This window comes from Bradyrhizobium ottawaense, from assembly GCF_002278135.3.
Taxonomy (GTDB): domain Bacteria; phylum Pseudomonadota; class Alphaproteobacteria; order Rhizobiales; family Xanthobacteraceae; genus Bradyrhizobium; species Bradyrhizobium ottawaense.
In genome coordinates, this window is sequence record NZ_CP029425.2 from 351,194 (window position 1) to 377,648 (window position 26,455).

21 protein-coding genes and 1 pseudogene are annotated in these 26,455 nt (G+C 65.7%); 9 read left to right on the plus strand and 13 right to left on the minus strand.

Going from position 1 to position 26,455, the window contains the following annotated elements:
- Positions 1–12 precede the first annotated feature (12 nt).
- Positions 13–873: a hypothetical protein gene (locus CIT37_RS01660; protein WP_095424336.1), complete on the minus strand. Its 861-nt coding sequence runs from the start codon at positions 871–873 to the stop codon at positions 13–15.
- 316 nt (positions 874–1,189) lie between these two features.
- On the minus strand, positions 1,190–2,164 hold the full coding sequence (locus CIT37_RS01665; protein ID WP_038950945.1) for an NADPH:quinone oxidoreductase family protein: 975 nt from the start codon (positions 2,162–2,164) through the stop codon (positions 1,190–1,192).
- A gap of 219 nt (positions 2,165–2,383) precedes the next feature.
- Between CIT37_RS01665 and CIT37_RS01670 the strand changes: the two genes are divergently transcribed.
- From CIT37_RS01670 to CIT37_RS01700, 7 genes are all read left to right on the plus strand, one after another.
- The gene (locus CIT37_RS01670) at positions 2,384–3,223 is read left to right on the plus strand and encodes an SDR family oxidoreductase (RefSeq protein WP_028139285.1); all 840 of its coding nucleotides are present in this window, start codon (positions 2,384–2,386) and stop codon (positions 3,221–3,223) included.
- 117 nt (positions 3,224–3,340) lie between these two features.
- Positions 3,341–3,988 (plus strand): invasion associated locus B family protein, encoded by a 648-nt coding sequence (locus CIT37_RS01675; protein ID WP_095424333.1) that lies wholly within the window; start codon positions 3,341–3,343, stop codon positions 3,986–3,988.
- Positions 3,989–4,179: 191 nt separating this feature from the next.
- Entirely contained in the window at positions 4,180–5,385 is a 1,206-nt protein-coding gene (gene rlmN / locus CIT37_RS01680; RefSeq protein WP_028139283.1) for a dual-specificity RNA methyltransferase RlmN, read from the plus strand.
- Between the two features lie 166 nt (positions 5,386–5,551).
- Positions 5,552–6,046, plus strand: a complete 495-nt coding sequence (locus CIT37_RS01685) for a hypothetical protein (protein ID WP_028139282.1) — start codon at positions 5,552–5,554, stop codon at positions 6,044–6,046.
- Between the two features lie 54 nt (positions 6,047–6,100).
- Entirely contained in the window at positions 6,101–6,877 is a 777-nt protein-coding gene (locus tag CIT37_RS01690; protein WP_161966309.1) for a phosphatase PAP2 family protein, read from the plus strand.
- Between the two features lie 93 nt (positions 6,878–6,970).
- On the plus strand, positions 6,971–8,308 hold the full coding sequence (gene argG, locus CIT37_RS01695) for an argininosuccinate synthase (protein WP_095424331.1): 1,338 nt from the start codon (positions 6,971–6,973) through the stop codon (positions 8,306–8,308).
- Between the two features lie 204 nt (positions 8,309–8,512).
- Positions 8,513–10,270, plus strand: coding sequence for an alkaline phosphatase (locus tag CIT37_RS01700; protein WP_095424330.1), 1,758 nt, complete (start codon positions 8,513–8,515; stop codon positions 10,268–10,270).
- A 64-nt stretch (positions 10,271–10,334) separates the two neighbouring features.
- Here the strand turns inward: CIT37_RS01700 and CIT37_RS01705 are convergent, their stop codons facing one another.
- From CIT37_RS01705 to sdhC, 10 genes are all read right to left on the minus strand, one after another.
- Positions 10,335–12,476 (minus strand): OmpA family protein, encoded by a 2,142-nt coding sequence (locus CIT37_RS01705; protein WP_109866576.1) that lies wholly within the window; start codon positions 12,474–12,476, stop codon positions 10,335–10,337.
- Between the two features lie 186 nt (positions 12,477–12,662).
- Complete coding sequence (locus CIT37_RS01710) at positions 12,663–12,905, minus strand: hypothetical protein (protein WP_026202099.1); 243 nt, start codon at positions 12,903–12,905, stop codon at positions 12,663–12,665.
- An 84-nt stretch (positions 12,906–12,989) separates the two neighbouring features.
- Positions 12,990–13,376, minus strand: coding sequence for a VOC family protein (locus tag CIT37_RS01715; protein WP_018318935.1), 387 nt, complete (start codon positions 13,374–13,376; stop codon positions 12,990–12,992).
- Positions 13,377–13,396: 20 nt separating this feature from the next.
- Positions 13,397–14,221, minus strand: a complete 825-nt coding sequence (locus tag CIT37_RS01720) for an FkbM family methyltransferase (RefSeq protein WP_028139277.1) — start codon at positions 14,219–14,221, stop codon at positions 13,397–13,399.
- Between the two features lie 163 nt (positions 14,222–14,384).
- Entirely contained in the window at positions 14,385–16,340 is a 1,956-nt protein-coding gene (locus tag CIT37_RS01725) for an ABC transporter ATP-binding protein/permease (protein ID WP_028139276.1), read from the minus strand.
- 53 nt (positions 16,341–16,393) lie between these two features.
- A complete protein-coding gene (locus CIT37_RS01730) occupies positions 16,394–18,622 on the minus strand; it encodes a hybrid sensor histidine kinase/response regulator family protein (protein WP_095425499.1) in 2,229 nt (742 codons plus the stop codon).
- A 188-nt stretch (positions 18,623–18,810) separates the two neighbouring features.
- Positions 18,811–19,593, minus strand: coding sequence for a succinate dehydrogenase iron-sulfur subunit (locus tag CIT37_RS01735; protein ID WP_028139274.1), 783 nt, complete (start codon positions 19,591–19,593; stop codon positions 18,811–18,813).
- A 107-nt stretch (positions 19,594–19,700) separates the two neighbouring features.
- Positions 19,701–21,551 carry a succinate dehydrogenase flavoprotein subunit gene (sdhA, locus tag CIT37_RS01740; RefSeq protein WP_028139273.1) on the minus strand — a complete coding sequence of 617 codons (1,851 nt, stop codon included), beginning with the start codon at positions 21,549–21,551 and terminating at the stop codon, positions 19,701–19,703.
- Positions 21,552–21,554: 3 nt separating this feature from the next.
- The gene (gene sdhD, locus CIT37_RS01745; RefSeq protein WP_028139272.1) at positions 21,555–21,959 is read right to left on the minus strand and encodes a succinate dehydrogenase, hydrophobic membrane anchor protein; all 405 of its coding nucleotides are present in this window, start codon (positions 21,957–21,959) and stop codon (positions 21,555–21,557) included.
- Complete coding sequence (sdhC, locus tag CIT37_RS01750) at positions 21,956–22,354, minus strand: succinate dehydrogenase, cytochrome b556 subunit (RefSeq protein WP_018318928.1); 399 nt, start codon at positions 22,352–22,354, stop codon at positions 21,956–21,958. Before sdhC ends, sdhD begins: the two co-directional genes overlap by 4 nt.
- 519 nt (positions 22,355–22,873) lie before the next feature.
- Between sdhC and CIT37_RS01755 the strand changes: the two are divergent.
- A pseudogene (locus tag CIT37_RS01755) lies at positions 22,874–23,733 on the plus strand (sulfite exporter TauE/SafE family protein).
- Positions 23,734–23,886: 153 nt separating this feature from the next.
- On the opposite strand, the gene CIT37_RS01760 reads toward CIT37_RS01755, so the two are convergent.
- On the minus strand, positions 23,887–25,416 hold the full coding sequence (locus tag CIT37_RS01760; protein ID WP_028139270.1) for a malonate--CoA ligase: 1,530 nt from the start codon (positions 25,414–25,416) through the stop codon (positions 23,887–23,889).
- A gap of 85 nt (positions 25,417–25,501) precedes the next feature.
- Between CIT37_RS01760 and CIT37_RS01765 the strand changes: the two genes are divergently transcribed.
- Positions 25,502–26,263 (plus strand): SDR family oxidoreductase, encoded by a 762-nt coding sequence (locus tag CIT37_RS01765; RefSeq protein ID WP_028139269.1) that lies wholly within the window; start codon positions 25,502–25,504, stop codon positions 26,261–26,263.
- Positions 26,264–26,455 lie beyond the last annotated feature (192 nt).

Sequence of the window (26,455 nt, forward strand, 5' to 3'; positions counted from 1 at the left end):
CCCTGAAGAGTTCTAATTCTGAAACCGGACGAGGCGCTGGCGCGCCTCCGCCGATCCGAGTGATGCAGCCCGCTGGTACCAGTCACGTGCGGCGGATGCGTCGGCAATGACACTTCGCGCATCGCTGGTGCCGAGCACCGTGGGATCATAGGTCTGCGCCAGCAGAAGCGCGGCCGTTGCATCTTGCGCATTGGCCGCGCGTTCGAGCAGCAGCCGCGCTGCGGCGATGTCACCGATCCTCAACAGGCCCTTCGCGCGCGTCATCAACCCTGCCAGCGTGTCGGCGTCGAGCGTCCTGACCGGCTCAGGCGGTGCAGGCTGCGCCGCGACGGGCTCCGGTGCCTGCACTGGTGCTTGCACTGGTCCTTGCGCTTGCAGCGCAACCTGATAGGCGGTCGCTATCGCTTCGCGGCTTGGCACCAGCGGTGCAGGGAGGTCCCGTGAGTCGGCGCTCGCCAGCGTCGTGTTGGACACGCGGGCCGGATCCTTGAGCGGGGTCTGCGGTGTCGCCGGCGCATTGGCCGACGCCATGGCCATGTCCGGCGCGACCCCCACCCAGCTACCGGCATTGGCGGTCAAGAAGCCGCGAAAGTCGGATTGATACAGTACGGCCAGAACTGCCAGGGTGGACGCTGCCAGAACAGCGGCGAGAACACGCGGCACAATTCTGGAACGCAACTCCACCGGCGTATATTCGCTTGGGTCCGGCGCGCCGAGCGGATCGGACAGGAACAGCGGAATCGGATCGTCCTGCGAAAGATCGGCCCGTGCGGCGCGCGCACGGACAAAGGACGCGGTCGGTGGATGTGATGCGGCTCGATGGAAGTCGAGCGCACTCGACTCCTTCGACGGGCGGTACGCCGTCGTCTCCATGGTGATGCTCCCCATTACTAACGCAACGCAGGGGCATTCCCGGCTTCAGTCTTTTTATTGTTGTCCAGAAGTACCCCGCAAACTGGAGCCGGTAAATCGCCGTCTGAATCAGCCCAAAAAACGACGACGATTTGCGCGAATCGGGAGAGATTTGGGTTTGATTGCGGCGAGGCCGGGGAATGCACCGCAATTTTGGCGGGCATGGTTGAGGGAGCTTTACCAGGCGACGGCGCACGAAAAAGCTGGCGCAGCTCAAGCGACGCCAGCGATTCTAGCGGTGACGGTTGTGTATGTGGCGATGGCGATGCCTACATCCTCACGGATGCAAAATCACCTTGCCCATGGCCTGACGTCCCGCGAGCACCTTTAGTGCATCCGCCGTCTGCGCCAGCGGGAAAGTGCGGTCGACATGCGACGAGATCTTTCCTTCCGCGGTCCACTTCACGAGCTTCTCGAGATTGGCGCGGTTCTTCTCCGGATTCTGCCGCGTCCATGCGCCCCAGAACACGCCGCGGATGTCGCAGCCCTTCAGCAGCGCGAGGTTCAGCGGCATCTTCGGAATGTCGCCCGCGGCGAAACCGATCACGAGGAAGCGGCCTTCCCACGCGATCGAGCGCAGCGCCTGCTCGGCATAGGCACCACCAACCGGATCGAAGATGATGTCGACGCCCTTGCCGCCCGTGAGTTTTCGCAAGCCCTCCTTCAGATCCTCCTTGGCGTAGTTCAAGGTCAGCTCGGCGCCATGCGCCTTCGCGAATTCGAGCTTCTCGTCCGACGAAGCGCAGGCGATCACCTTCAATCCCATCAGCTTGCCGAGCTCGCAGGCGGCAAGGCCGGTGCCGCCGGCGGCGCCTAACACGGCAAGCGTCTCGCCCGGCTTCGGGCTGGCGCGATCTTCCAGCGCATGCAGCGCCGTCCCGTAGATGATGATGATGCCGGCCGCGCGGTCGTAGTCGAGATTGTCGGGGATCTTCACGATCGACGCCGCCGGCAGCGCGATCTTCTCGCGCGCGCCGTTGTGGCCGCAGGAAGCGACGACGCGATCGCCGACCTTCAGATCAGTCACGCCGGCGCCGATGCTCTCAATCACGCCCGCGACTTCCGCGGCCGGCGAGAACGGGAATGGCGGCTTGATCTGGTACTTGCCCTGAATCATCAGGATGTCGAAGAAGTTCAGCGCCGCCGCCTTGATCGCGATCACCGCTTCGCCGGGACCGGCCACCGGATCCGGCACTTCAGCCAGCACGAGATCGTCAGGCTGGCAATATTGCGAGCAGAGGATGGCTTTCATGGCGGCACCTTGGGCGTTTCGAGTGGAATTATAGTTTGGCCGTTTCTGCCGGATTTAGGCACGGGCGACAATCCGGTTTCTTTGCTGGATGCCATGTTCGGCCTATCCTCGTCATTGCGAGCGGAGCGAAGCAATCCAGACTATTTCCGCGGGACGGATTCCGGATTGCTTCGCTGCGCTCGCAACGACGGAGCAAGAAGAAAAGGGAGGATTCAAACGATGTTTGAAACAGGCCTGCTGAGGGACAAGCGCATCCTCGTCACCGGCGGCGGCTCGGGCCTCGGCGCCGCGATGGGGCGCCGTTTCCTTGCACTCGGCGCCGAGCTCGTGATCTGCGGCCGCAAGCTCGACCGGCTGGACGCAACCGCGAGCGAGATGCGCGACGAGACAGGTGGCAAGGTCACGACGATCGCCTGCGACATCCGCGACGGCGTGGCCGTCGACAGCATGATGGAGCAGATCTGGCGCGAGGCGCCGCTCGATATCCTCGTCAACAACGCCGCTGCGACGTTCATCGCACAGAGCGAGCATCTATCGTTCCGAGCCGCCGATGCGATCCTCGCGCCGACGCTGCATGGCGCGATGTATTGCACGCTCGCTGCCGGCAGGCGCTGGATCGAGGACAAGCATGGCGGCGTCGTGCTCTCGATCCTCTCGACCTCGACCATCACCGGCCGCGCCTTCACCGTGCCGTCGGCGATGGCAAAGTCGGCGCTGCTGGCGATGACCAGAAGCCTCGCGGTGGAATGGGGGCCGAAAGCCATCCGCACCGTCGCCATCGCCCCGGGTCCGTTCCCGACCGCGGGCGCGTCGGGGCAGCTCCGCCCCGAAGGCCGTGACGAAGGCTGGACCGCGCGCAATCCGCTCGGCCGGACCGGGGAGCACAGCGAGCTTGCCGATCTCGCCAGCTTCCTGGTCTCGGACCGCGCCGGCTACATCAATGGCGAGATGGTCGTCATCGACGGTGGCGCGCATCTGCGCAGTTCCGGCGCCGAGGATTTACTGCGTTGGACCGAGACGCAATGGGCCGACCAGCGCGCCGCGCGATCCAAACCTTAAGGCGCCGCTGATACCGCTAACTGCCTTCCCAAATTGGACTTTCCCGGCTATCCCTGCCGGGGGACAAAGCGCGGCCGGGCCATCTTCCAGTCACAATATTGAGGGAACCACTCCAGCATGTGGCGGGTGCTATCTTTAGCTTTGATGATCGGCATGATGACGTGCGGGATCGCCGATCTTGCGCGGGCGCAGACGGCGCAACCGGCGCCGAAGGCCGCACCGAAGTCGGCGGCTCCGCCGGCCAGTACGACTGCAAAGAGCGCGGCAAAGCCCGAGAGCAAGCCTGCGGCGCCGCCCCCGGCGGTTGCGGGTGGCGCGGAGCCGACCCTGATCGGCCAGTTCGGCACCTGGGGCGCTTATTCGGCGACGCCCAACGGCAAGAAGGTCTGCTTCGCGCTGGCAAAACCCTCGTCGTCGAAGACCAATCCGCCGAATCGGCCGCGCGATCCCGCTTATGCCTTCGTCTCGACCCGTCCGGCCGAGAAGGTGAACAACGAAGTCTCGGTCATGATCGGCTACGCGCTAAAGCCGGGCTCGGAATCGTCGGTCGAGGTCGGCGGCGCCGCCTTCGCCATGTACACGCAGGGCGACGGCCTCTGGATCAAGAACGCGGCCGAGGAGGAGCGGATGGTCGAAGCCATGCGCAAATCCGCCGAGCTGGTCGTCAAGGGGGTGTCGGCCAAGGGCACCGAGACGACCGACACGTTCTCGCTGAAAGGCCTCGCCCAGGCGCTGGACAAGATCGCCCAGGATTGCCGGCGGTAAGCCTCTCGGCTTAGTCCTTTAAGGCTAAGCGACAGCCACGGTCGCAATCGGCTGTTCCGGTTGCTATATAGGGCCGGTTCCAAGTTTTTCCGTCTTTCCGGGATGGTCCGAAGGACCAGACCCGGAATCTCGAGGTTCCGGGTTCGACGCTTCGCGCCGCCCCGGAACGACCACCTAGTCAGGTCCATTCAATGCAACCGACGACGACCGAGCCGCATAACGCAATCCTGGTGGAGAAAACGCCACTCGAGACCTATGTGCCGCCGGCGAGGCCCTCGCTGATCGGTCTGTCGCGCACGGAGCTTGCCGATCGCCTCGGCGAGATCGGCGTCACGCCGGCGCAGCGCAAGATGCGCGTGCAGCAGCTCTGGCACTGGCTCTATTTCCGCGGCGCTCAGAGCTTCGACGACATGACCTCAATCTCGAAGGGCATTCGCGCCGAGCTCGCGCAGCATTTTACGGTCGACCGGCCCGAAGTCGTGGCCGAGCAGATCTCCAACGACGGCACCCGGAAATGGCTGCTGCGTCTGCCGAGCGGCGACAATGTCGAGCGCGCCCATGAAGTCGAGTGCGTCTACATTCCCGAGACCGATCGCGGCACGCTCTGCGTCTCCTCGCAGGTCGGCTGCACGCTGAACTGCTCGTTCTGCCACACCGGCACCCAGCGGCTGGTGCGCAATCTCACCGCGGGTGAGATTGTCGGACAGATCATGGTGGCGCGGGATCGATTGAATGATTGGGCCGATCGCGAGGACGGCACGCGCCGCGTCACCAACATCGTGATGATGGGGATGGGCGAGCCGCTCTACAATTTCGACGCGGTGCGCGATGCGCTGCTGATCGTCGGCGACAATGAAGGCATCGGCATCTCCCGCCGGCGCATCACGCTGTCGACCTCGGGCGTGGTGCCGAACATCGTGCGCGCCGGCGAGGAGATCGGTGTCATGCTCGCGATCTCGCTGCACGCGGTGCGCGACGAGCTGCGCAACGAGCTGGTGCCGCTCAACCGCAAATATCCGATCAAGGAGCTGCTGCAGGCCTGTCGCGATTATCCCGGCGCCTCGAATGCGCGCCGCATCACCTTCGAATATGTGATGCTCAAGGGCGTCAACGACTCGCTCGACGATGCAAAATTGCTGGTGAAGCTGCTCAAGGGCATTCACGCCAAGATCAACCTGATCCCGTTCAATCCCTGGCCCGGCACCGCGTACGAGTGTTCGGACTGGGACCAGATCGAAAAATTCTCCGAATACATCTTCAACGCCGGCTATTCCTCGCCGGTGCGCACGCCGCGCGGCCGCGACATCCTCGCCGCCTGCGGCCAGCTGAAGTCGGAGACCGAGAAGCTCAGCGCACGCGAACGCCAGGCGCTGCGCGCCATGGCGATGACGGATTGAGGATGACACCGTACTCGACGTTCGTCATGGCCGGGCTTGACCCGGCCATCTGCGTTTATGAGCTGTCATTCCGGGGCGCGCATAGCGCGAACCCGGAATCTCGAGATTCCGGATTCGGTGCTGCGCACCGCTCCGGAATGACGATGACACGCAACAGGTCCATCAGATGTCCCTGATCGGCCGCCTCATCGTCATCTTCATCGGCTTCCTTGCCGCCTGCTTCGTCGGCGGCATGATCGTCGTCGTCGCGCTGCTGTTTCCGGAGTTCGCCGATCTCGGTGCCGGCCCCGTCGATCAGGGCACGATCGACATTTTGCTGGGCTTCGGCTTCATCTTCGTCTCCGGCTTTGCGCTGGTGCCGGCGGCGGTGATCGTTGCGATCACTGAGGCGCTCTACATCCGCAGCGTGCTCGCTTATGCCGTTGGCGGCGGCCTCGTCGGGCTTGGCTGCTATCTCGGCCTCGTTCCCTTTCACTCCGACACATTTCAGTTCGAAGGCATCGTGCGGCGCCATCTGGAGATCATGACCGGCGCCGGCATCGTCGCCGGCGTGGTCTACTGGCTGATCGCCGGCCGCAACGCCGGCGCCTGGCGCATCCCGCCGCCCCCGCGCCAGCCACCTCCGCCGCTGCCGTCGAATTCAAGGCCGGACGCGCGATGAGTCGTGCCGCTTCCGGGGTTTCCATCCCCGTCCCACTCCGCTAAACCGCGCGCCATGAACCGGACTGGACTCTTCATCGCCCTGGCGCTGTGGCTCGTGATCGGCGTTGTTTTCGGCCTCTATCCCGAGCTCGATCTCAAGCTCGCGTCGCTGTTCTTCGACCCCCAAACCAAAACCTTTCCGCTCAAGCTGAACGACTGGGCGGGCTTTGCGCGGGACGCCGCGATGTGGGTCGCCTGGGCCTTCGTGCTGCCGTCGCTTGTGGCGCTCGTTGTCAAGATGATCCGGCCCGACCGTCCCTTGATGGTGTCGGGACGCGCGATCGTATTTCTGCTGGTCACCATCATCATGTCGGCCGGCATCCTCACCAACCTCACCTTCAAGACCTATTGGGGCCGCCCCCGCCCGGTGGTGGTGACGGAGTTTGCCGGCGACCAGCAGTTCGTGGCGTGGTGGGATCCGCGGGGCGATTGCGTGCGCAACTGCTCGTTCTTCTCGGGCGAGGGCGCGACCGCGTTCTGGACGCTGGCGCCGGCCGCGCTGGCGCCGCCGGCATGGCGGCCGCTCGCCTATGCCGGCGCGGTGGTGTTCGGCGCCGTCACCAGCGGGTTGCGGATGGCGTTTGGTGGCCATTTCTTCACGGATGTGGCGATCGCCGGTCTCGTCAGTTTCGTCGTGATCTGGTTTGCCTACGCGCTGATTTACCGTTGGCCACGGACCCGGTTTTCGGACGAGGCGGTCGACGCCGCCCTGACCCGGCTGAACATGCCCGCCTACCGGCTCCGCCGGCGCCTGTTCAGCGGCAAGACCGGTCCCGAACCCTCGGTTTAAGCCATTAAATGGGTGCCGAGCCCCGCGAAATTTGATATTCGCGCGGTCAACCCGTCCATGACATCAGCCCCTTGAGACCCGATTGGAAGCGCCATGACCACGATCCTGAAAAGCCTGCCCAAGGGTGAGAAAGTCGGCATCGCTTTTTCGGGCGGCCTCGATACCTCTGCGGCGCTGCTCTGGATGAAGCAGAAGGGCGCGCGCTGCTACGCCTACACCGCCAATCTCGGCCAGCCCGACGAGGCCGACTACAACGAGATCCCGCGCAAGGCGATGGAGTTCGGTGCCGAGAAGGCCCGGCTCGTCGATTGCCGCACGCAGTTGGTCCATGAAGGTATCGCCGCGATCCAGTCGGGCGCCTTCCATATCTCGACCGGCGGCATCACCTATTTCAATACCACCCCGCTCGGCCGCGCCGTCACCGGCACGATGCTGGTCGCGGCGATGAAGGAAGACGGCGTCAACATCTGGGGCGACGGCTCGACCTTCAAGGGCAACGACATCGAGCGCTTCTATCGCTACGGCCTGCTCACCAATCCCGGCCTGAAGATCTACAAGCCCTGGCTCGACCAGCAGTTCATCGACGAGCTCGGCGGTCGCGCCGAGATGTCGGCGTTCATGACCGCCCAGGGCTTTGCCTACAAGATGAGCGCCGAGAAAGCGTATTCGACCGACAGCAATCTGCTCGGCGCCACGCACGAAGCCAAGGACCTCGAGAGCCTCGACAGCGGCATCAAGATCGTCAACCCGATCATGGGCGTGCCGTTCTGGCGCGACGACTGCAACGTCAAGGCCGAGAAGGTCGTGGTGCGTTTCGAGGAAGGGCAGCCGACCGCGCTCAACGGCCAGACCTTCGCTGATCCCGTCGCGCTGTTCCTGGAGGCCAACGTCATCGGCGGCCGCCACGGCCTCGGCATGAGCGACCAGATCGAGAACCGCATCATCGAGGCCAAGAGCCGCGGCATCTATGAAGCGCCGGGCATGGCGCTCTTGTACATCGCCTATGAGCGCCTCGTCACCGGCATCCACAACGAGGACACCATCGAGCAGTACCGCATCAGCGGCATGCGTCTCGGTCGTCTGCTCTATCAGGGCCGCTGGTTCGACTCGCAAGCGTTGATGCTGCGTGAGACCGCGCAGCGCTGGGTCGCGCGCGCCGTCACCGGCGAGGTGACGCTGGAGCTGCGCCGCGGCAACGATTATTCGATCCTCAACACCGAGAGCCCGAACCTCACTTATGCGCCTGAAAGGCTCAGCATGGAGAAGGTCGAGGATGCCGCGTTCTCGCCCGCCGACCGCATCGGCCAGCTGACCATGCGCAATCTCGACATCGCCGATACCCGGACCAAGCTCGGTCTCTATTCGAAGACCGGTTTGCTGTCGGGCAGCGAAGGCTCGCAGATATTCAAGCTCGAGAACGACAAGGGCTAATGCCCTCGCTGCCGCAGGGTGGGCAAGGCGAAAGCGTGCCCACCATCTTTCCGCGACCGAGATAGTGGTGGGCACGGCGCTCACGCGCCTTTGCCCACCCGACGATTGCGCGTAGCCCGGATGGAGCTACGCGCTTAATGACGAGGTCATGCTCGACCGTTACGGTTCCGGTCCTGTTGGAAACGGAATCGCGGAGCATCGCGCATGGTCAAGAGATCGGCACTCGCCTCTCTCATCGTCCTCGTTGGGACATCGTCATTGTCGGCCCAGACGATCTATCCGATTGATCGTGCCGAGATCCTGGCCGGCGCGCAGTTCGACTTCAAGGTCGAGTTTCCCGGGCCGGTCGATCCGGCCAAGCTGAAGGTGACGGTGAACGGCGCGGATTATGCGACCGCGTTCGGCCGTTCGGCGACCTTCATCGAGCGCGAGGACGGCAAGGAGCAGTCGGCGCTGATTCTGCGCGACGTCACGCTGACCACGCCGGGCAGCATTGCCGTGGATGTGAGCGACGGCACGCGCCAGCGCAGCGTCACGTGGACGGTCTACGACACGGGTCCGCGCAAGGCGAAGAACGTCATCCTGTTCATCGGTGATGGCATGTCGCCGGCGCATCGGGTCGCGGCCCGAATCCTGTCCAAGGGCATTGCGGAGGGCAAGAGCCGCGGGAAGCTCGCCATCGACGACATGCCTCATATGGCACTGGTGGCGACCGCGGGCTCGGACTCGATCATCACGGACTCCGCGAACTCGGCCAGCGCCTATGCGACCGGGCACAAGAGTGCCGTCAACGCTCTCGGCGTCTATGCGGACCGCACTGCAAGCCCGTTCGACGATCCCCGGGTCGAAACCATCACGAGCCTCGCCAGGAGGCGGCTCGGCATGGCGATCGGCATCGTCACCAACACCGAGATCGAAGACGCAACGCCGGCGGCGATGGTCGCGCATACGCGCCGGCGCGCGGCCTATGACGAGATCGTCGAGCAGTTGTTCGCGGCCAGGCCGGATGTGGTGATGGGCGGCGGCAGCGCGAATTTCCTGCCGAAATCTGCCGCCGGCTCCAAGCGCAAGGACGAGACCGACTACATCGCGAAGTTTCGTGACGCAGGCTACCAGGTGGCGACCACCGCGAGCGAGCTCAGCGCTTCTGCCGCAAAGCCGGAGACGGGCAAGCTGCTCGGCCTGTTCGCCACGGGCAACATGGACGGTGCGCTTGACCGCAAATTCCTGAGAGGTGGCGGCGTGAAGAAGTTTCCCGAGCAGCCTGACTTGACCGAGCAGGTGCAGGCAGCGCTGAGTATCCTTGCGAAGAGCGAGGCCGGCTTCTTCCTGATGGTCGAATCCGGACTGATCGACAAATATGCGCATGTCCTCGACATGGAACGGGCCGTCTACGACACGATCATGCTCGACAATGCGGTGCGCCAGACCCGCGAATGGGCGCGTGCGCGGGGCGATGATACCCTCATCCTGGTGCTCGCGGACCACAATCATCCCAACGGCCTTGTCGGCACGATCAACGACGACATGAGCGCCACGCCTAACGTTTCCCTGCGCGAGCGCGTCGGCGTCTACGAGCAGGCCGGATTTCCCAATTATCCGGCGCCCGATGCGGATGGCTATCCGTCACGCGTCGATGTCAGCCGCCGGCTCGCGATCTTCTCGGCCAGCCTGCCGGACCACTACGAGACGTTCCGCCCGAAGCTCGATAATCCCAACGAGCCCACCGTCAAGGCGGGCGACGACGGGACCTTCAAGGCCAACGACAAATACAAGGACGTCCCAGGCGCGGTGCTGCGCCCGGGCAATCTGTCGGCAATGATCGGCGCCAGCGTGCATTCGGGTGAGGACGTCATCCTCACCGCGACCGGGCCGGGCAGCGATGGTGTGCGCGGCTCGATGGACAATACCGAAGTCTTTCGCCTCATGGTCGACGCGTTGGGGCTGGCCGCTCGGCGGTAGCGGCGATGCTGTCCAAACAAAAATGGCCGGAATTGCTCCCGGCCATTTGCGTTTGTGCTTGCCGTTACCGCGGCGGCGCGGTGCCGGCCGGAGGCGGCGGCAGCGAGGCTTGGCCGCCGTTGAGCAGCGGCGTGATGTTGCGGATGGTTACCCGACGGTTGATCGCGCTCGGCCCCTGCGTCTGCTCCTTCAGGTACTGCTCGCCGTAGCCCTGCGACGTCAGGTTCTCGGCGGGCACACCAAACTGCTGCGTCAGCAATTCGGCCGCGGACTGCGCACGGCGGTCCGACAATGAGAGATTGTCGACCTCGTTGCCGACCGCGTCGGTGTGTCCCTCGATCAGGAACACCTCGCGCGGATTGCGCTGGATCGCCTGGTTGAGGCCGTCGGCGATCACCTGCAGCCGGGCCGCCTGGTCCGGCGGGATGGTCCACGATCCCGTCTCGAAGATGATCGTGTTGACGTCGATGCTCGGCATCTGCATGCGAACATTGGGGCTGTAGCGGATCTCGTCGAGCGAGTAACGCCGATCGATCCGCTGCACCGGCGGTGCAACCATCGTCTGGTAGATCACGTCCGGCGACGCTTCCTGGGCGTCGACGATGTAGCGATCATAGGGAATGTTCACGACCGGCGGCGGCGCGTCGACATAGAAGCCGCCGACTGCCCGCGGATCGCGGTAGGTGTTGTCGATGATGACGAGTTCGCCCCCGCGGGGGTCCCTGCGGATTCGCCGCCGCAGCGAACCGTCCGCACCGACCACGGTGATGATCTCGCTGCCGTCGGGACGGACCACGACGGTGCGGGTTTCACCGCCGACAGTGTCGGTGCGGATGTCACGGGCGCCATAGCGGAAGCGATAGAGGTCGTTGCCGCGGACGTAAGCCTGCCCGCCCGGATCGCGGATGATGATGCGGTCCGGCTCGGTGTAGACGGTGCGGCCGCCTTCGACGACCTCGCGTCGCTGGCTGTGCATGTCGGCAATGGTGGCGCCGACCACGGCGCCGGCCACCACGCCTGCACCGATCGCGAGCGGGGTCAGGTCGCGCTGCTGCGGGCGCGGCGGAGGCGGCAAGGGCGCGGCGATCGTCGGCGCGGCCCGGAAGGCGGGCGCGACCGTCGGCGGAGCATTCCGCACCCTGTCGGGTGGCGGCGTGGCGGCCGCCGAGCCCGGTACGGTGCTCGGTGCCGCGACGCCGGCGGGAGGCGCCGGCGGCCGTGGCGGAGCGCCAGCTTGCGGTGACGCAGGCGGAGCTCCGGCGGCGGGGCCGCTCGCAGGAGGCGTTGCGCCCTGTTGGCCGGGGGTCGGTCTCGCAGGCGGAGCTGGGGTCGCGCCGGGAGCAGGTGTCGGTGCTGCACCTGGACGTCCGGGCGGGGGCGTCGGCGTACCACCAGGAGCAGGCGTCGCCGTCGGAGCGGGCGTGGCACCGGGAGCCGGTGACCCTGCCGAGGGAGGTGCGCCGGGACGTCCGGGCGGCGGTGTGCCGGGGCGGCCGGCCGGCGGTGCGCCGGGCGTGCTGCCCGGAGCCGGCGTTGCGGTCGGCGCAGGCGTTGTCGTCGGTGCGGGTGTCGCAGTCGGGGCAGGTGTGGCGGTCGGAGCAGGCGCTCCCGGTCGCGCCGTCGGCGCTGCGGGCGCGGGAGAAGGCGTCGCCGCGGGTGCCGGGGCGGGGCGGCCCGGAGGAGTTGCGGCTGGCGGCGTCGGAGCCGGACGTGCTGCGGGAGGCTGCGGCGTCGGTGCGTGCTGCGGAGCTGCAGCAGGCGGCGGTGCCGGCGGCGTGGGAGCCGGGCGTGCCGCAGGCGGCGGTGTCGGGGCGTGCTGCTGCGGCGCCGCGGCAGGCGGCGGCGAGGGCTGCTTCGGTGCGGCAGGCGGCGGTGGTGGCGGCGGGGGGGCCGGACGGGCCGCAGGTGGCGGCGGAGGCGGTGGCGGCGCGGCGGGACGCGGCGGTGCGGCGGCCGGCGGCGGCGCAGCGGGCGGGTGGGGCGGTGCAGCGGCGGGCGGCGGAGCGGCCGGGCGCGCGGGCCCAGCAGGCGGCGCAGCCGCGGGTCCCTTCGGCGGTTGCTTCGGTTTTCCGTCAGGGCCCGCATCTTGAGGCTGCGCCTGCGCGACCACGAGCGGCGGCGCACTTTGTGCTTGCGATGCGGAGCTTGCGAATTGCATCGCGGTCAGAGCCGTCGTCGCGAGCAGCACGAAACGAAGATTGGTCATGGTGGTGAACTTCCCCGGAAGGTTCTTTGACGAAGTGTTGGGATGAACAGCTACGCGTTAGGCCGGATTGTGGCGGGCGATGCGGTCGCGGCCCGATTTATTTCTGCACGGAAATCGCGTCACTCCGGCAACGTTCATTGCGCATTCAGACGCTGGTTGCAATTGCCCCACATGTGATCGGCCACTTCATGCGCGATCCCGCGGCGGAATTGCATCCGTCGCAGGATTCGGCGTCAGCGGCCCGTTCGGCCCGCGCGATGGAATCTCTTCAGGCATGCGGCCCGGCAATTCGTCGGGCCGCGGTGGCGAGCCGGGCTCGCGCACCGGCGGCGTGATTTCAGGCTGCGGATTGCCCGGCGGAATTCCGGGTGGCGGTTCGGCTGGAGTCCCCGGTGTTGCCGGCGGAATCTCGGGCGGTTCGATCGGCATCGGCATCATCGGGATCAGTTGTCCGGGGAAGGACAACGATGATGCCGCGCCGATGTTCCCTCATCGCGCCGCGCTGGATCTGCCTTATTCCGGCGCGTGGCAGACGGCCTCGATGTTGTGGCCATCAGGGTCGAGCACGAAGGCGCCGTAGTAATTCGCATGGTAATGCGGGCGGATGCCGGGCGGGCCGTTGTCGCGTCCGCCGGCCGCGATGGCCGCCTTGTAGAACGCGTCGACGGTGGCGCGGTCCCTGGCCGCGATCGCGACATGCACTGGCTTGTTCATGGCGCCTTCGCCGCCGATCCAGAAATCCGGCTTGCCGTTGGCGCCGAAGCCGGCGGCGGCAGCGTGGCCGGTCTGCTCCGCCGTGACCTCCATGATCAGGCCGTAGCCGAGCGGAGCCAGCGCCTTGGCGTAGAACGCCTTGGCGCGCTCATAGTCGGAAACGGAGAAACCCAGATGGTCGATCATCGTAACCTCCTTCGTCCTTGTCAGCGTGAGAGGAACGTATTGCTTCGCGTCTTGCGCATGATCGCAAATCCGCGCGCGACCATGTCGGCAATACAATCCTGCTGCCATTCGTTTTGTGACAGATGCTCGATGACGACCGCGCGCGGCCATAGCGAGGGCGGCGCATCGCGGAAGAAGCCGATCAGCACGCGGTCCTCAAAACCCTCGACGTCGATCTTCAGCGAATCAATTTGCGTGACGCCGGCCTCGTCGAGAATGCGTGTCAGCCGCAGCGACGGCACCTTGATCGCCTCGGCGCTCGCCGTGCCGGTGACGACGTGAGTGGCGCCAAGATTACCGCCGCCGCTCTCGATCATCAGCTCGCCGTCGCTGTCGCCGGCGGCAGCCTGCACCAGGCGCACTTGCGCCGTCTTCGACGCGCCGTGGTTGAACGAGAGCCGCGCGAACGTCATGGGATGCGGCTCGATCGCGACCACCTTGCCTGTGGTGCCGACCTGCCGCGCCATCACCAGCGCAAACGTGCCGACATTGGCGCCGACGTCGAGGAAGGTGCCGCCCGCCGGGGTATGCTGGCGCAGGAAGTCGAGCTCGTCGAGATTATAATCGGGATTGAACAGCGCGCCGCGCTCTGTCGCGCTGCCCTGGTGATAGAAGCGGAACGATGCGCCCTGATATTGCACGTCGACCGGGCCACCGCGCAGCAGGTTGACCAGCCGCGACATCCAGGGCCGGAACGCGCCGCGCTTCAGCCCCGACTGCTGTGCGAGGCGAATGATCGCAGCCTGCGCCGCATTGGGCGCAAACGCGCCGAACGGCGCGGACGAAGGGGCGTTGTCAGTCGTCAAGCAGGCGGTCCTCGTTGCAAGCGGCGCATGCATAGCCGGTTTTGCGTGGGACTCCAATCTTCACGAGAGGTCCGTAGCCCGGATGGAGCGCTGCGAAATCCGGGATTCTCACCGCGCTGATGGGCCTTCCCGGATTGCGCTGCGCTCCATCCGGGCTACGAGATCACGCAGCTTTCTTCGGTGCCTTGCGCTGCCGCAGAAATCGCCCGAGCAGCCTGCGCTTGCCCTTGCGTGGGATGAGGTCGATGTCGCTGACGAGCTTGGCGCCGCCCTTGCGGCGCTCCAGCACGATCTTGCGGCTGTGGAAGGCTTCCAGCTCGGCGCGATGCGCGACGCTGACGATGGTCGCCTTCGGCAGCGCGTCGGTGACCATCTTCATCATCCTGTCCTGGCTCTTCTCGTCGAGCGCCGAGGTCGCCTCGTCGAGCACGATGATGTCGGGCTTGTGCAGCAACAGCCGCGCAAAGGCGAGGCGCTGCTTCTCGCCGCCGGATAGCGTCTGGTCCCAGGGGCTTTCCTCCTCGATCTTTTCCTTGAGATGGTCGAGGCCGACCTTATGCAGGACGTCACCGATCTCCTCCAGGGTCCAGTCCTCGGCCGCACCGGGATAGGCGACCGCGCGGCGCAGTGATCCGGAGGGCACATAGGGCCGCTGCGGCAGCATGAACAGTCGGCGATCCCTGTGAAAATTGACGCTGCCGCCGCCCCAGGGCCACAGGCCTGCGATGGCGCGCACCAGCGTACTCTTGCCGGTCCCGGATTCGCCGGCGACCAGCAGCCGTTCGCCCGACTCGATCACCACCTCGGTCTCGCCGACCACGGCCGTGCCGTCGTCGAGCGAGACCGACAGATCCTTCATCTCCAGGATGGCGTCGTTGCTGGTCTCGCCGCGCTTGATGCGGCCAAAACCGTCGCCCTGCTCGGCGCGTTCGAGTCCGTCGAGCGACATCATCAGCGAGGCGATGCGGCGCGCGCAGGCGTTCCAGTCGGCAAGCCGCGGATAATTGTCGACCAGCCAGCCGAACGCGCTCTGCACGATGGTGAAGGCGGAGGCCGCCTGCATCACCTGTCCCAGCGTCATGCTGCCGTCGAGGAATTTTGGCGCGCAGAGCAAAAGCGGCACGACCGGCGCAACCAGGCTCGAGCCCTGCGACACCAACGTGGTGCGCATGTGCTGACCGGCGAGCCGCGCCCATTGCCGGAGCACGCCGGCGAAGTTGCGGTCGATGCCGTCGCGCTCTTCCTCCTCGCCGCCCAGCAGTGCGATGCTCTCGCCGTTCTCGCGCACGCGCGTCAGCGTGTAGCGGAAATCGGCTTCGGCCTGGTTCTTGTCCTCGGAGACCTGCACGAAGCGCCGGCCGATCACCAGGATGGAGCCCGAGGCGATCGCGGCATAGAGCATCGCGGCGATCACGAGGAAGCCGGGAATGGTGAGCGTCGAGCCGCCGAACGTGACGGTGAGCGCGCCGCCGATGGTCCAGAGCACGATGATGAAGGTCGCGGCCGACAGCAGCGCCGAGGTGACGCCGGCGAGGAAATCGACCGGCGAATCGGTCGCGATGCGCAGATCCTCGGCAATCCGGTATTCCGGATTCTCGTGGTCACCCTTGACGAGGTTGAGCTGGTAGTAGCGCCCGTTCGCGAGCCACCGCGTCAGCACGCTCGCCGTGAGCCAGGCCCGCCAACGCCGCTGGATGCCCATGCGCGCGAACACCTGGATGACGCCGAGCACGATGCTGCCGATCGCAAGCGGAAAGAACATTGCGGTGAGATGGAAGACGCTCGCCGCGTCGCGCTTCTCGATGGCGTCGAAGATCGCGCGATTCCAGACGTTGATGCCGTACTGGAAAGCGACGGCCAGGACGATCAGCAGGCCGAGGCCGATCGAGAACGGCCAAGCGAGGCGATCGCCGCCCTGTCCCCAGAAGCCGCGCGCGCTGATCCAGAACCGTGTCAGCAGATAATCCTTGCGGGCCTGCTCGACCTCTTCAGGTGACAGCTCCGGGTCAGGCTCGAGCAATTCCGGCGGAGGCGGTGCGACCTTGTCGCCGTTCTCGCCGGCGATGTCGACGATGGGGGGCTTCCTGTCCTGCTCGCGTTTTCCAGCCGGCTTTTGCATGATCGGATAACGCAAGCCAAATCAACCGGTTCCCCGAGGTTCCCGAGGCGCCTTTACTCGGCGGCGCCGTCGCGGACGCGCCGGATCCGGGCCGCCCGATGTAGAATTCGCGACAATTCCTCGATCGAGTACGGCTTTTGCACCAGATCGAAGCCGGCAGCGCCATCCTGCGCCAGCGCCTGGCTGTAGCCCGTGGTCAGCACGACCGGCACGCCGATGCCCCGTTGGCAGATGGCCTGCGCCAGATCGAGCCCGGTCATTCCCGGCATGACGACGTCCGAGAACACGACATCGAAACGATCCGCGTCCATGTCGAGCTCGGCGAGTGCATCGGTGGCGTTGTCGACCAGCGTGATGCTGTAGCCGAGCTCGGTGAGGCCGTCGGCGGCGAAATTGGCAAGCTCGATATTGTCCTCGACCAGCAGCACCGACATGCCGCTGCCGGCCACCGCCGGCGCCGTGTTCGGCGCCTGCCGCTGCGGCAGCAGGTCCGCCGGCACGCGCGGCAGGTGGAGCGAGAAGGTGCTGCCGTGACCGACCTCGCTCCTAACCGTCACCTCGCCCCCGGATTGCCGGGCAAAGCCGAACACCTGGGACAGGCCGAGGCCGGTGCCGTGGCCGACCTGCTTGGTGGTGAAGAACGGCTCGAAGATGCGTTCCAGCCGGGCGGCAGGAATGCCGACTCCGGTGTCGCTGACGGTCACGCTGATGAAGCCACGGTTTGCCAAGTTCTGGTTTGCCAAGTTCTGGTTTGCCAAGCTCTGGCTTCCCAAGCTCTGGCTTCCCAAGTTCTGGTTTACCAAGGTCTGGCTGCCCGGGGCATGGGCCAGCGTGTCCGGAACGGCCGCCGCGGCCTCGACCGTGAAAACGATCCTGCCCTTGCCCTGCATGGCATCGCGCGCGTTGGTCGCCATGTTGATCAGCGCCGTCTCGAACTGGCCGGCATCGGCGTGGACGAGGCAGGGCTCGGTGGGCAGGCGCATGGTGATCTCGATGGCCGGCCCCAGCAGCGGCGCCAGCATGTCGTGCAGCGCCTGCATCCGCTCGCCGACGTCGAACACTTCCGGCTTCAGGGTCTGACGCCGCGCAAAGGCGAGCAGCTGCGAGGTCAGCTTGGCCGCGCGCGCCACTGCGTCCGCAATGGCCGTGATGTAGCGCTGCCGCCGCTCCTCCGTCAGTTGCGGCCGGTTCAACAGGTCGACCGAGGCGCGGATCACCGTCAGCAGATTGTTGAAATCATGCGCGACGCCGCCGGTGAGCTGTCCGAGCGCCTCCAGGCGCTGGCTGTGCTTGAGTGCCTCCTCGGCCTCACGCCGCTTGGCGGCTTCGGCCTGAAGGTGCTGCGTGCGCCGCAATGCCAGCGCCAACAGCAGAAACAGAAGTGCGGTGGCGGGAATGCCGAACACCAGATGCTGGCCCATGGTGGCGAGCCAGCGCGCGCGGATCGCCGAGGTCTCGAGCCCGGCGCTGACATAGATCGGATATTCGGCGACGCGCCGGTAGCCGATGCGGCGCTCGATCCCGTCCGACGGCCAGGCGACGGTGATGAGGCCGTGCGCGGGCCGCGCCGCGATTTCCCGGCCGACCGGTCCGGTCGGATCCAGCCGAAGGTCGCGCTCGAGCCGCGGGAACTGCGCGAGCAGCACACCGTCGGCGCGTCCCATCGCGAAGAAGCTGCCGGCATCGGAGCCGATCCGCGCATAGAAACTCTCGAAATATTCGGGGAGGACAGAGGCCTGGATCACCCCGATGAAAGTGCCGTCGTCGGAGTCGCGGCGGCGGCTCACCCCGAAGAAGCGCGCGCCCTGATAGGGCGGACGGGGCGTCAGGGCCGTGCCGATGAAGCTGCCGATGGTCTGGTCGACGTGAGCGTAGAAATAGTCGCGGTCTGCAAAGCGGAGCTCCGGCGGCGGCGAGGCGAGGCTGTTGACCAGCGCTTTGCCGTCCGCGTCGAAGATCCAGGCCGATTTGAGCTGCGGCAGTGAATCGGTCAGCCGCCTCAGGCGGCGGTGCAGCGCCGGCTCGCGCGCGCGGATGACGTCGTCGGGAAGGCCGCGCACGACCTCGTTGAGCTCGGCCAGGCTGCGATCGATGGTCTCGAACACCTTGAGCGCGTGCTCATGCACGACGTCGAGCGTGCGCTCGATCTCCCGGTCGGCAATGTCCCTGGTCGAGGTGTAGGAGATCGCGGAGGTGATGACGAACAGCGCAACCGGCAGCGCCAGGGATGCCGCCATCATCCACTGCAACAGCCTCAGCGAATTGCGTTGCGCCCTCTGCACAGTCGCTCCGTCCCTGACGGGAGCTTAACTGAATCTCGCGCGGGGAAGGAAGCAACTTGTGCCGGAACCGCTGGTTGTGCGCGTGGAACTTACGCGCACAGCGGGTCGGAGAAAATTCTACTCGAATTGACCGCGATCTCGGAATGTCCCGGCCGGACTGGCCGGGACACGAAGCATGAACCGCGCCTTTAGATCTGGCGCTCGACCATCTTGAGCTTCAGCTCGGCGATGGCTTCGGCCGGGTTCAGTCCCTTCGGGCAGGCCTTGGCGCAATTCATGATGGTGTGGCAGCGGTAGAGGCGGAACGGATCCTCGAGATTGTCGAGCCGCTCGCCGGTCGCCTCGTCGCGCGAATCGGACACCCAGCGATTGGCCTGGAGCAGCGCGGCGGGACCGAGATAACGTTCGCTGTTCCACCAATAGCTCGGGCACGAGGTCGAGCAGCAGGCGCACAGGATGCACTCGTAGAGGCCGTCGAGCTTCTCGCGATCCTCGTGGGTCTGGCGCCATTCCTTCTGCGGCGTCGGCGAGGTCGTCTTCAGCCACGGCTCGACCGATGCGTACTGGGCGTAGAAATTGGTGAGGTCGGGGACGAGGTCCTTCACGACCGGCTGGTGCGGCAATGGATTGATCTTCACCGCGCCGTCCTTCACGTCGTGCATCGAGCGGGTGCAAGCGAGCGTATTCTGGCCGTCGATGTTCATGGCGCAGGAGCCGCAGACGCCTTCGCGGCAGGAGCGGCGGAAGGTCAGCGACGGGTCGATGTGATTCTTGATCCAGATCAGGCCGTCCAGCACCATCGGGCCACAATCATTGGTGTCGACGTAGTAGGTGTCGACGCTCGGATTCTTGCCGTCGTCCGGATTCCAGCGGTAGACGCGAAACTCGCGGGTCTCGGTCGCGCCCGCGGGCTTCGGCCAGGTCTTGCCGCCGGAAATCTTGGAGTTCTTCGGAAGTGCGAATTCAACCATTGCTCTAACCTTTCGTCATTCCGGGGCGATGCGCAGCATCGAACCCGGAATCTCGAGATTCCGGGTCTGGTCCTTCGGACCATCCCGGAATGACGGCTACTGTTCGCTCAGTACACACGCGCTTTCGGCGGGATGTACTGCACGTCGTTGGTCATGGTGTAGTCGTGAACCGGGCGGTACTCGATCTTGACTTTGCCGGCATCGTCCAGCCAGGCCAGCGTGTGCTTCATCCAGTTCTTGTCGTCGCGCTCGGAGAAGTCCTCGCGCGCATGCGCGCCGCGGCTCTCGGTGCGATTGGCGGCCGAGTTCATCGTCACCACCGCTTGCGAGATCAGATTGTCGAATTCGAGCGTCTCGACGAGGTCCGAATTCCACACCAGCGAGCGGTCGGACACGGCGATGTCGGTGATGCCGCTGTGGACCTTCTCGATCAAGTTCTGGCCCTCGCTCAGGACTTCGCCGGTGCGGAACACCGCGCAATTGCTCTGCATCACATGCTGCATGCCTTCGCGCAGCTTTGCGGTCGGCGTGCCGCCGGAGGCGTAGCGGTAATGGTCGAGGCGGCCGAGCGCGAGCTCGGACGAGTTCGCCGGCAGCTCCGGCTGCTTGGCATTGGGCGTCAGCTTCTCGGCGAGGCGGAGCGCTGCGGCGCGGCCGAACACGACGAGGTCGATCAGCGAGTTGGAGCCGAGGCGGTTGGCGCCGTGCACGGAGACGCAGGCGGCCTCGCCGATCGCCATCAGGCCGGGGATGATGGCGTTGTCGTCGCCGTCCTTCTTGGTCAGGACTTCGCCGTGATAGTTGGTGGGGATGCCGCCCATGTTGTAGTGCACCGTCGGCACGATCGGGATCGGCTCGCGCGTCACGTCGACATTGGCGAAGATCTTTGCGGATTCGGAGATGCCCGGCAGCCGCTCGGCCAGCACCGCGGGATCGAGATGGTCCAGATGCAGGAAGATGTGGTCCTTCTTCTTGCCGACGCCGCGGCCCTCGCGGATCTCGATGGTCATCGCGCGCGAGACGACGTCGCGCGAAGCGAGATCCTTGGCCGACGGCGCGTAGCGCTCCATGAAGCGCTCGCCCTCGGAGTTGACGAGATAGCCGCCTTCGCCGCGCGCGCCCTCGGTGACGAGACAGCCCGAGCCGTAGATGCCGGTCGGGTGGAACTGCACGAACTCCATGTCCTGCATCGGCAGGCCGGCGCGCAGCACCATGCCGCCGCCGTCACCGGTGCAGGTGTGGGCCGAGGTGCAGGAGGCATAGGCGCGGCCGTAGCCGCCGGTCGCCAGAATCACGGTCTGGGCGCGGAAGCGGTGCAGCGTGCCATCGTCGAGCTTGAGCGCGATGACGCCGCGGCAGGTGCCCTGGTCGTCCATGATCAGGTCGATGGCGAAGAACTCAATGAAGAACTCGGCCGCGTGGCGCAGCGACTGGCCGTACATCGTGTGCAGCATGGCGTGGCCGGTGCGGTCGGCGGCGGCGCAGGTGCGCTGCGCCTGGCCCTTGCCGTAGTCCATGGTCATGCCGCCGAACGGACGCTGGTAGATCTTGCCGTCCTCGGTGCGCGAGAACGGCACGCCCCAATGCTCGAGCTCGTAGACCGCCTCGGGCGCGTTGCGCACCATGTATTCGATCGCGTCCTGGTCGCCGAGCCAGTCCGACCCCTTCACGGTGTCGTACATGTGCCAGCGCCAGTCGTCCTTGTGCATGTTGCCGAGCGAGGCGGAGATGCCGCCCTGCGCCGCCACCGTGTGCGAACGGGTCGGAAATACCTTGGTGATGCAGGCCGTGCGCAGGCCGGCTTCGCTGCAGCCGACCACGGCGCGCAGGCCCGCGCCGCCGGCGCCGACCACGACGACGTCATAGGTGTGGTCTTCGATCGGATAGGCTTTGCCGTTGGTGGCGGGAGCGCCGTTGCCCGTGCCATTCGTTGTGGTGGCCGATGTTCCCGTAGCCATGGGTTACACTCCGGAGGACAGTTTCAGGATCGCGTAGGTCGAGGCGAGCGCCACGGCGACCGAGAAGAAATTGTTGAGCATGATCGAGACGAGCTTCAGCTTCTCGTTATGGACGTAGTCCTCGATCACCACCTGCATGCCGATCTTCATGTGCCAGGCGCTGGCGAAGATGAAGAGGAGCAGGATCACCGCGACGGGAATGGAGCTCAGGGTCTGCGCAGCGTAGACTTGGTTGCGGCCGAGCAGCATCACGATGATCACCAGCGCCGGGATCATCAGCAGCGTCATGGCGACGCCGGTGACGCGCTGTCGCCAGAAATCGGATGTGCCGGAATGCGCGGCACCGAGATTGCGGACGCGGCCGAGCGGGGTCCGCAGGCTGCGCTTCGGCGTATCGGATGCGCTCATCGTCCACCTCCGTTCGCATAGGCGATGATCCAGATCAGCACCGTCAGCGCGATGCCGCCGATCAGGGCACCCCAGGTCAGCGCTTCCCGCTCATTGGCCTTGAAGCCGTAGCCGAGGTCCCACACGAAATGCCGGATGCCGCTGAGCATATGGTGCATCAGCGCCCAAGTGTATCCGAACACGATCAGCCGCCCGATGATGCTGCCGGCGAAGGCCTGGACGTGTGCGTAAGCGGCCGGGCCGGAAGCCGCGGCAACCAGCCACCAGACCAGCAGCAGGGTTCCGAAATAGAGGGCAATCCCGGTGGCGCGATGGATGATGGACAGAGCCATCGTCAGCGTCCAGCGGTACACTTGCATGTGCGGCGAGAGGGGTCGTTCGATCCGTGCGGTCATGGGCTTTGATGTTTTATGGCGGCCCAGCAGGGGGCGCGCGGGGATCGGAAAGGTCGGCTCTATTTACGGAGTCGATTTGGCCTGTGCAATCTCCAAATTGCCATAAATCGAACGATGGTTCAGCTCTAGAGCCTTGATGAAGCAAGGCCAATCAGGGGCTTGGTATACCAGAGCATCGGTCCGCCAACCAAACTGAGAACTCAAATTCATTACTTCGTAGCCTGCGCGAGGCGCATTGAAATCGCTATTGGAACGCCTCTAGCCCAACGTCCGCTGCTCTCCGCTCGCACCAATCGGTCGGTGTCGGCCGTAGCCGCCTCCCAAGGGCCCAGGGCGACTCGGCTCGCCGCACGCTGGCCCAGCTTCGCTGAAAACCGCGGATATGCGCAGCCCGCATTCCACCCCAGCCGGGACGTCCGGTGCGTCGACCGGGCAACCCGGATCGCCTAAAGCTGGGACCGCAGCCGTCTCCGACCGACGTCCGAAGAGGTTGCGACCAGTCGCCGGGGCAGGTCAGGGGTGATTGCAGGTCTTGATATCAAGGACATCGTCGAGCTCGCACTGTTGCTGATCGCAACCGGGGCGCTTTCGGGATTTTTGGCCGGCGTGTTCGGTATCGGCGGCGGCGCGATTCTCGTGCCAGTGTTCTACGAATGCTTCCGTATCGCCGGCGTGCCGCTGGAGGTGCGCATGCCGCTCTGCATCGGCACCTCGCTCGCGGTGATCATCCCGACCTCGATCCGTTCGTTCCAGGCGCATTACAAGCGCGGCGCCGTCGACATGGCTATCCTCAGGGTCTGGTGGCTGCCGACGTGGTCGGCGTCGTCGCCGGCAGCGTCATCGCGCGCTATGCGCCGGAGCGGCTGTTCAAGATCGTGTTCGTCTGCGTCGCCTATTCCGCGGCGGCGCGCCTCATCTTCGCGCGCGAAGGCTGGAAGTTGGGCGACGATCTGCCGAAGGGCCCGCTGATGCGCGCCTACGGCTTCTGCGTCGGCATTCTCTCGACCCTGATGGGCATCGGCGGCGGCCTGTTCTCGAACCTGCTGATGACGTTCTACGGCCGTCCCATCCATCAGGCGGTCGCGACGTCATCCGCACTCGCGGTGCTGATCTCGATCCCCGGCGCGCTCGGCTACATTTATGCGGGCTGGCCGGCGGCGGCGAACTATCCGGCCGTCGCAGCGCTGCAGATCCCGTTCGCGCTCGGTTACGTCTCGCTGATCGGAGCCGTGCTCGTGATGCCGATGAGCCTCGTCACCGCGCCGCTCGGCGTGAGAGCTGCACATGCGATGTCGAAGCGGACGCTGGAAGTGGCGTTCGGGTGTTATCTGTTGATCGTCGGCAGCCGGTTTGTGCTGAGCCTGGTGGGCGGGCTGTAGTCGCCGCGTCCACCGTCATTCGAGCGCAGCGTCGTAGGGTGGGTTAGCGAAGCGTAACCCACCGCTTCTGCCGCCGCGGAACGCAAAGAGGTGGGTTACGCCTTCGGCTAACCCACCCTACGGCTTCATCCGCAAGGACGGCGAACGCCAGCCCTATTTCTTCGCGTAGATATCCTTGTACGTATCCCGCAAGACGTTCTTCTGCACCTTGCCCATGGTGTTGCGCGGCAGCTCGTCGACCACGAAGACGCGCTTGGGCATCTTGAACTTTGCGATCCGTCCGTCCAGCGCGTTCAGCACGGCGGCTTCAGTGACGTCGGCGCCCTTGTTGCAGACCAGCACCGCCGTGACGCCCTCGCCGAAATCGGCATGCGGCACGCCGATCACGGCGGATTCGATCACGCCGGGCATGGCGTCGATCTCGCTCTCGATCTCTTTCGGATAGACGTTGAAGCCGCCGGAGATCACGAGATCCTTGCCGCGGCCGAGGATGTGGACGTAGCCCTTGCCGTCGATCTTGCCGAGGTCGCCGGTGATGAAGAAGCCGTCGTCGCGGAATTCGGACTTGGTCTTCTCCGGCATGCGCCAATAGCCCTTGAAGACGTTCGGTCCCTTGACCTCGATCATGCCGATCTCCTCGCGCGGCAGCTCCTTGCCCGTCTCGGGTTCGGTGACGCGCACGGAGACGCCGGGGAGAGGGAAGCCGACCGCGCCGGGCACGCGCTCGCCGTCATAGGGGTTCGACGTGTTCATGTTGGTCTCGGTCATGCCGTAGCGCTCGAGCACGGCGTGCCCCGTGCGCGCCGACCATTCGCGATGGGTCTCCGCCAGCAGCGGCGCCGAGCCCGAGATGAACAGCCGCATGTGCTTCGTGGTGTCGCGCGACAGCGCAGAATTCTGCAGGAGGCGCGTGTAGAAAGTCGGCACGCCCATCAATACTGTGGCGCGCGCCATCAGCTTGATCATCAAATCCGGATCGAGCTTCGGCAGGAAGATCATCGACGCCCGGGCGAACAGTGTCACGTTGGTCGCCACGAACAGGCCGTGCGTATGATAGATCGGCAGCGCGTGGATCAGCACGTCCTTGTCGGTGAAGCGCCAGTAGCCGACGAGCGAGAGCGAGTTCGACGCCAGATTATCATGCGTCAGCATCGCGCCCTTGGAGCGGCCCGTGGTGCCCGAGGTGTAGAGGATGGCGGCGAGATCGTCGTTCGCCCGCGCGACAGTCGTGAATTCGCTGCTCGCCTTGTCGGCGGCCTCGGTCAGCGAGCCCTTGCCGTCAGCTCCGAGCGTCTCGACCCCGGCCTCCACCTTGGCGGCGATCGGGGCGAGGCCTTCGGCCTTGGAGGGATCGCAGACCACCAGCGACGGCTCGGCATCGCCGATGAAGTAGTCGAGCTCGTTCAGCGTATAGGCGGTGTTGAGCGGAAGATAGACCGCGCCGGCCCGTACCGTGCCGAGATACAGCACGATATTGGCGACGGATTTCTCGACCTGCACCGCGACGCGGTCGCCCGGCTTCACGCCGCGCGCGACCAGCACATTCGCCATCTGCCCCGCCCGCGCGATCAGCTCGCCATAGCTGATATGGCCGCCGTCATGCGTCTCGATCGCGAGGCGCTTCGGATCGTCCAGGCCGTCGAACAGGCGGGAGAACAGGTTGGCGTTGGCAGCTGGGTTCATGCAACATTCCTCGCCGGCGAAGGCCGGTCAAACCGAGGGCTGGATTAGCAAAAACCGCCCCAATGAAGCAACGGAGACAGTTTGCATGACAAAAGCTGGGAAACGCGTGGCCTGGGTCACGGGCGGCGGCAGTGGGATCGGCGAGGCCGGCGCCGAGGCGCTGGCGGCCGACGGTTGGACCGTGGTGGTCTCGGGCCGGCGCAAGGACGCCCTGGATACCGTGGTTGCCAAAATCGCCAAGGCGGGCGGGGCGGCCGAGGCCATCGCGCTGGACGTGGCCAACGCTGCGGAAGCCCAGAAAGCCGCCGATCAGATCGTCGCCAGGCACGGCCGCATCGACCTCCTGGTCAATAACGCCGGCATCAATGTTCCCAAGCGCAGCTGGAAGGACATGGAACTGGAGGGCTGGGACAAGTTGGTCCAGGTCAATCTCAACGGCGTGCTCTATTGCATGCGCGCGGTGCTGCCGACGATGCGCAAGCAGCAGGATGGCGCGATCATCAACGTCTCGTCCTGGGCCGGCCGCCACGTCTCGAAGATGCCGGGCCCGGCCTACACCACGACCAAGCATGCGGTGCTGGCACTGACCCATTCCTTCAACATGGACGAATGCGTCAACGGCCTGCGCGCCTGCTGCCTGATGCCGGGCGAGGTGGCGACGCCGATCCTCAAGCTGCGCCCGGTGGTGCCGAGCGAGGACGAGCAGGCCAGGATGCTGCAATCCGAAGATCTCGGCCGCACCATCGCCTTCATCGCGAGCATGCCGGCCAGGGTCTGCATCAACGAGGTGCTGATCAGCCCGACGCATAATCGCGGATTCATCCAGACGCCGAACAACAGGGATTGAGGCGCAGCGCGCGCGTCAATCTCCGCTGTCGTCCCGGGGCGCGACAACGTCGCGAACCCGGGACCCATAACCACAGGGAGAAGACGTCGCGCGAGACGGTAACTCCGAGTCTTCGCCAAACCACTCCCTGTGGCTATGGGTCCCGGATCGGCGCTTCGCTTGTCCGGGACGACAGCGGAGTGGGCGGATCGT

Coding starts and splice junctions, on each gene's coding strand:
- CIT37_RS01660 (WP_095424336.1), bottom strand. CDS start 873: ATGGAGACGACGGCGTACCGCCCGTCGAAGGAGTCGAGTGCGCTCGAC.
- CIT37_RS01665 (WP_038950945.1), bottom strand. CDS start 2,164: ATGAAAGCCATCCTCTGCTCGCAATATTGCCAGCCTGACGATCTCGTG.
- CIT37_RS01670 (WP_028139285.1), top strand. CDS start 2,384: ATGTTTGAAACAGGCCTGCTGAGGGACAAGCGCATCCTCGTCACCGGC.
- CIT37_RS01675 (WP_095424333.1), top strand. CDS start 3,341: ATGTGGCGGGTGCTATCTTTAGCTTTGATGATCGGCATGATGACGTGC.
- rlmN (WP_028139283.1), top strand. CDS start 4,180: ATGCAACCGACGACGACCGAGCCGCATAACGCAATCCTGGTGGAGAAA.
- CIT37_RS01685 (WP_028139282.1), top strand. CDS start 5,552: ATGTCCCTGATCGGCCGCCTCATCGTCATCTTCATCGGCTTCCTTGCC.
- CIT37_RS01690 (WP_161966309.1), top strand. CDS start 6,101: ATGAACCGGACTGGACTCTTCATCGCCCTGGCGCTGTGGCTCGTGATC.
- argG (WP_095424331.1), top strand. CDS start 6,971: ATGACCACGATCCTGAAAAGCCTGCCCAAGGGTGAGAAAGTCGGCATC.
- CIT37_RS01700 (WP_095424330.1), top strand. CDS start 8,513: ATGGTCAAGAGATCGGCACTCGCCTCTCTCATCGTCCTCGTTGGGACA.
- CIT37_RS01705 (WP_109866576.1), bottom strand. CDS start 12,476: ATGACCAATCTTCGTTTCGTGCTGCTCGCGACGACGGCTCTGACCGCG.
- CIT37_RS01710 (WP_026202099.1), bottom strand. CDS start 12,905: ATGCCGATCGAACCGCCCGAGATTCCGCCGGCAACACCGGGGACTCCA.
- CIT37_RS01715 (WP_018318935.1), bottom strand. CDS start 13,376: ATGATCGACCATCTGGGTTTCTCCGTTTCCGACTATGAGCGCGCCAAG.
- CIT37_RS01725 (WP_028139276.1), bottom strand. CDS start 16,340: ATGCAAAAGCCGGCTGGAAAACGCGAGCAGGACAGGAAGCCCCCCATC.
- CIT37_RS01735 (WP_028139274.1), bottom strand. CDS start 19,593: ATGGTTGAATTCGCACTTCCGAAGAACTCCAAGATTTCCGGCGGCAAG.
- sdhA (WP_028139273.1), bottom strand. CDS start 21,551: ATGGCTACGGGAACATCGGCCACCACAACGAATGGCACGGGCAACGGC.
- sdhD (WP_028139272.1), bottom strand. CDS start 21,959: ATGAGCGCATCCGATACGCCGAAGCGCAGCCTGCGGACCCCGCTCGGC.
- sdhC (WP_018318928.1), bottom strand. CDS start 22,354: ATGACCGCACGGATCGAACGACCCCTCTCGCCGCACATGCAAGTGTAC.
- CIT37_RS01760 (WP_028139270.1), bottom strand. CDS start 25,416: ATGAACCCAGCTGCCAACGCCAACCTGTTCTCCCGCCTGTTCGACGGC.
- CIT37_RS01765 (WP_028139269.1), top strand. CDS start 25,502: ATGACAAAAGCTGGGAAACGCGTGGCCTGGGTCACGGGCGGCGGCAGT.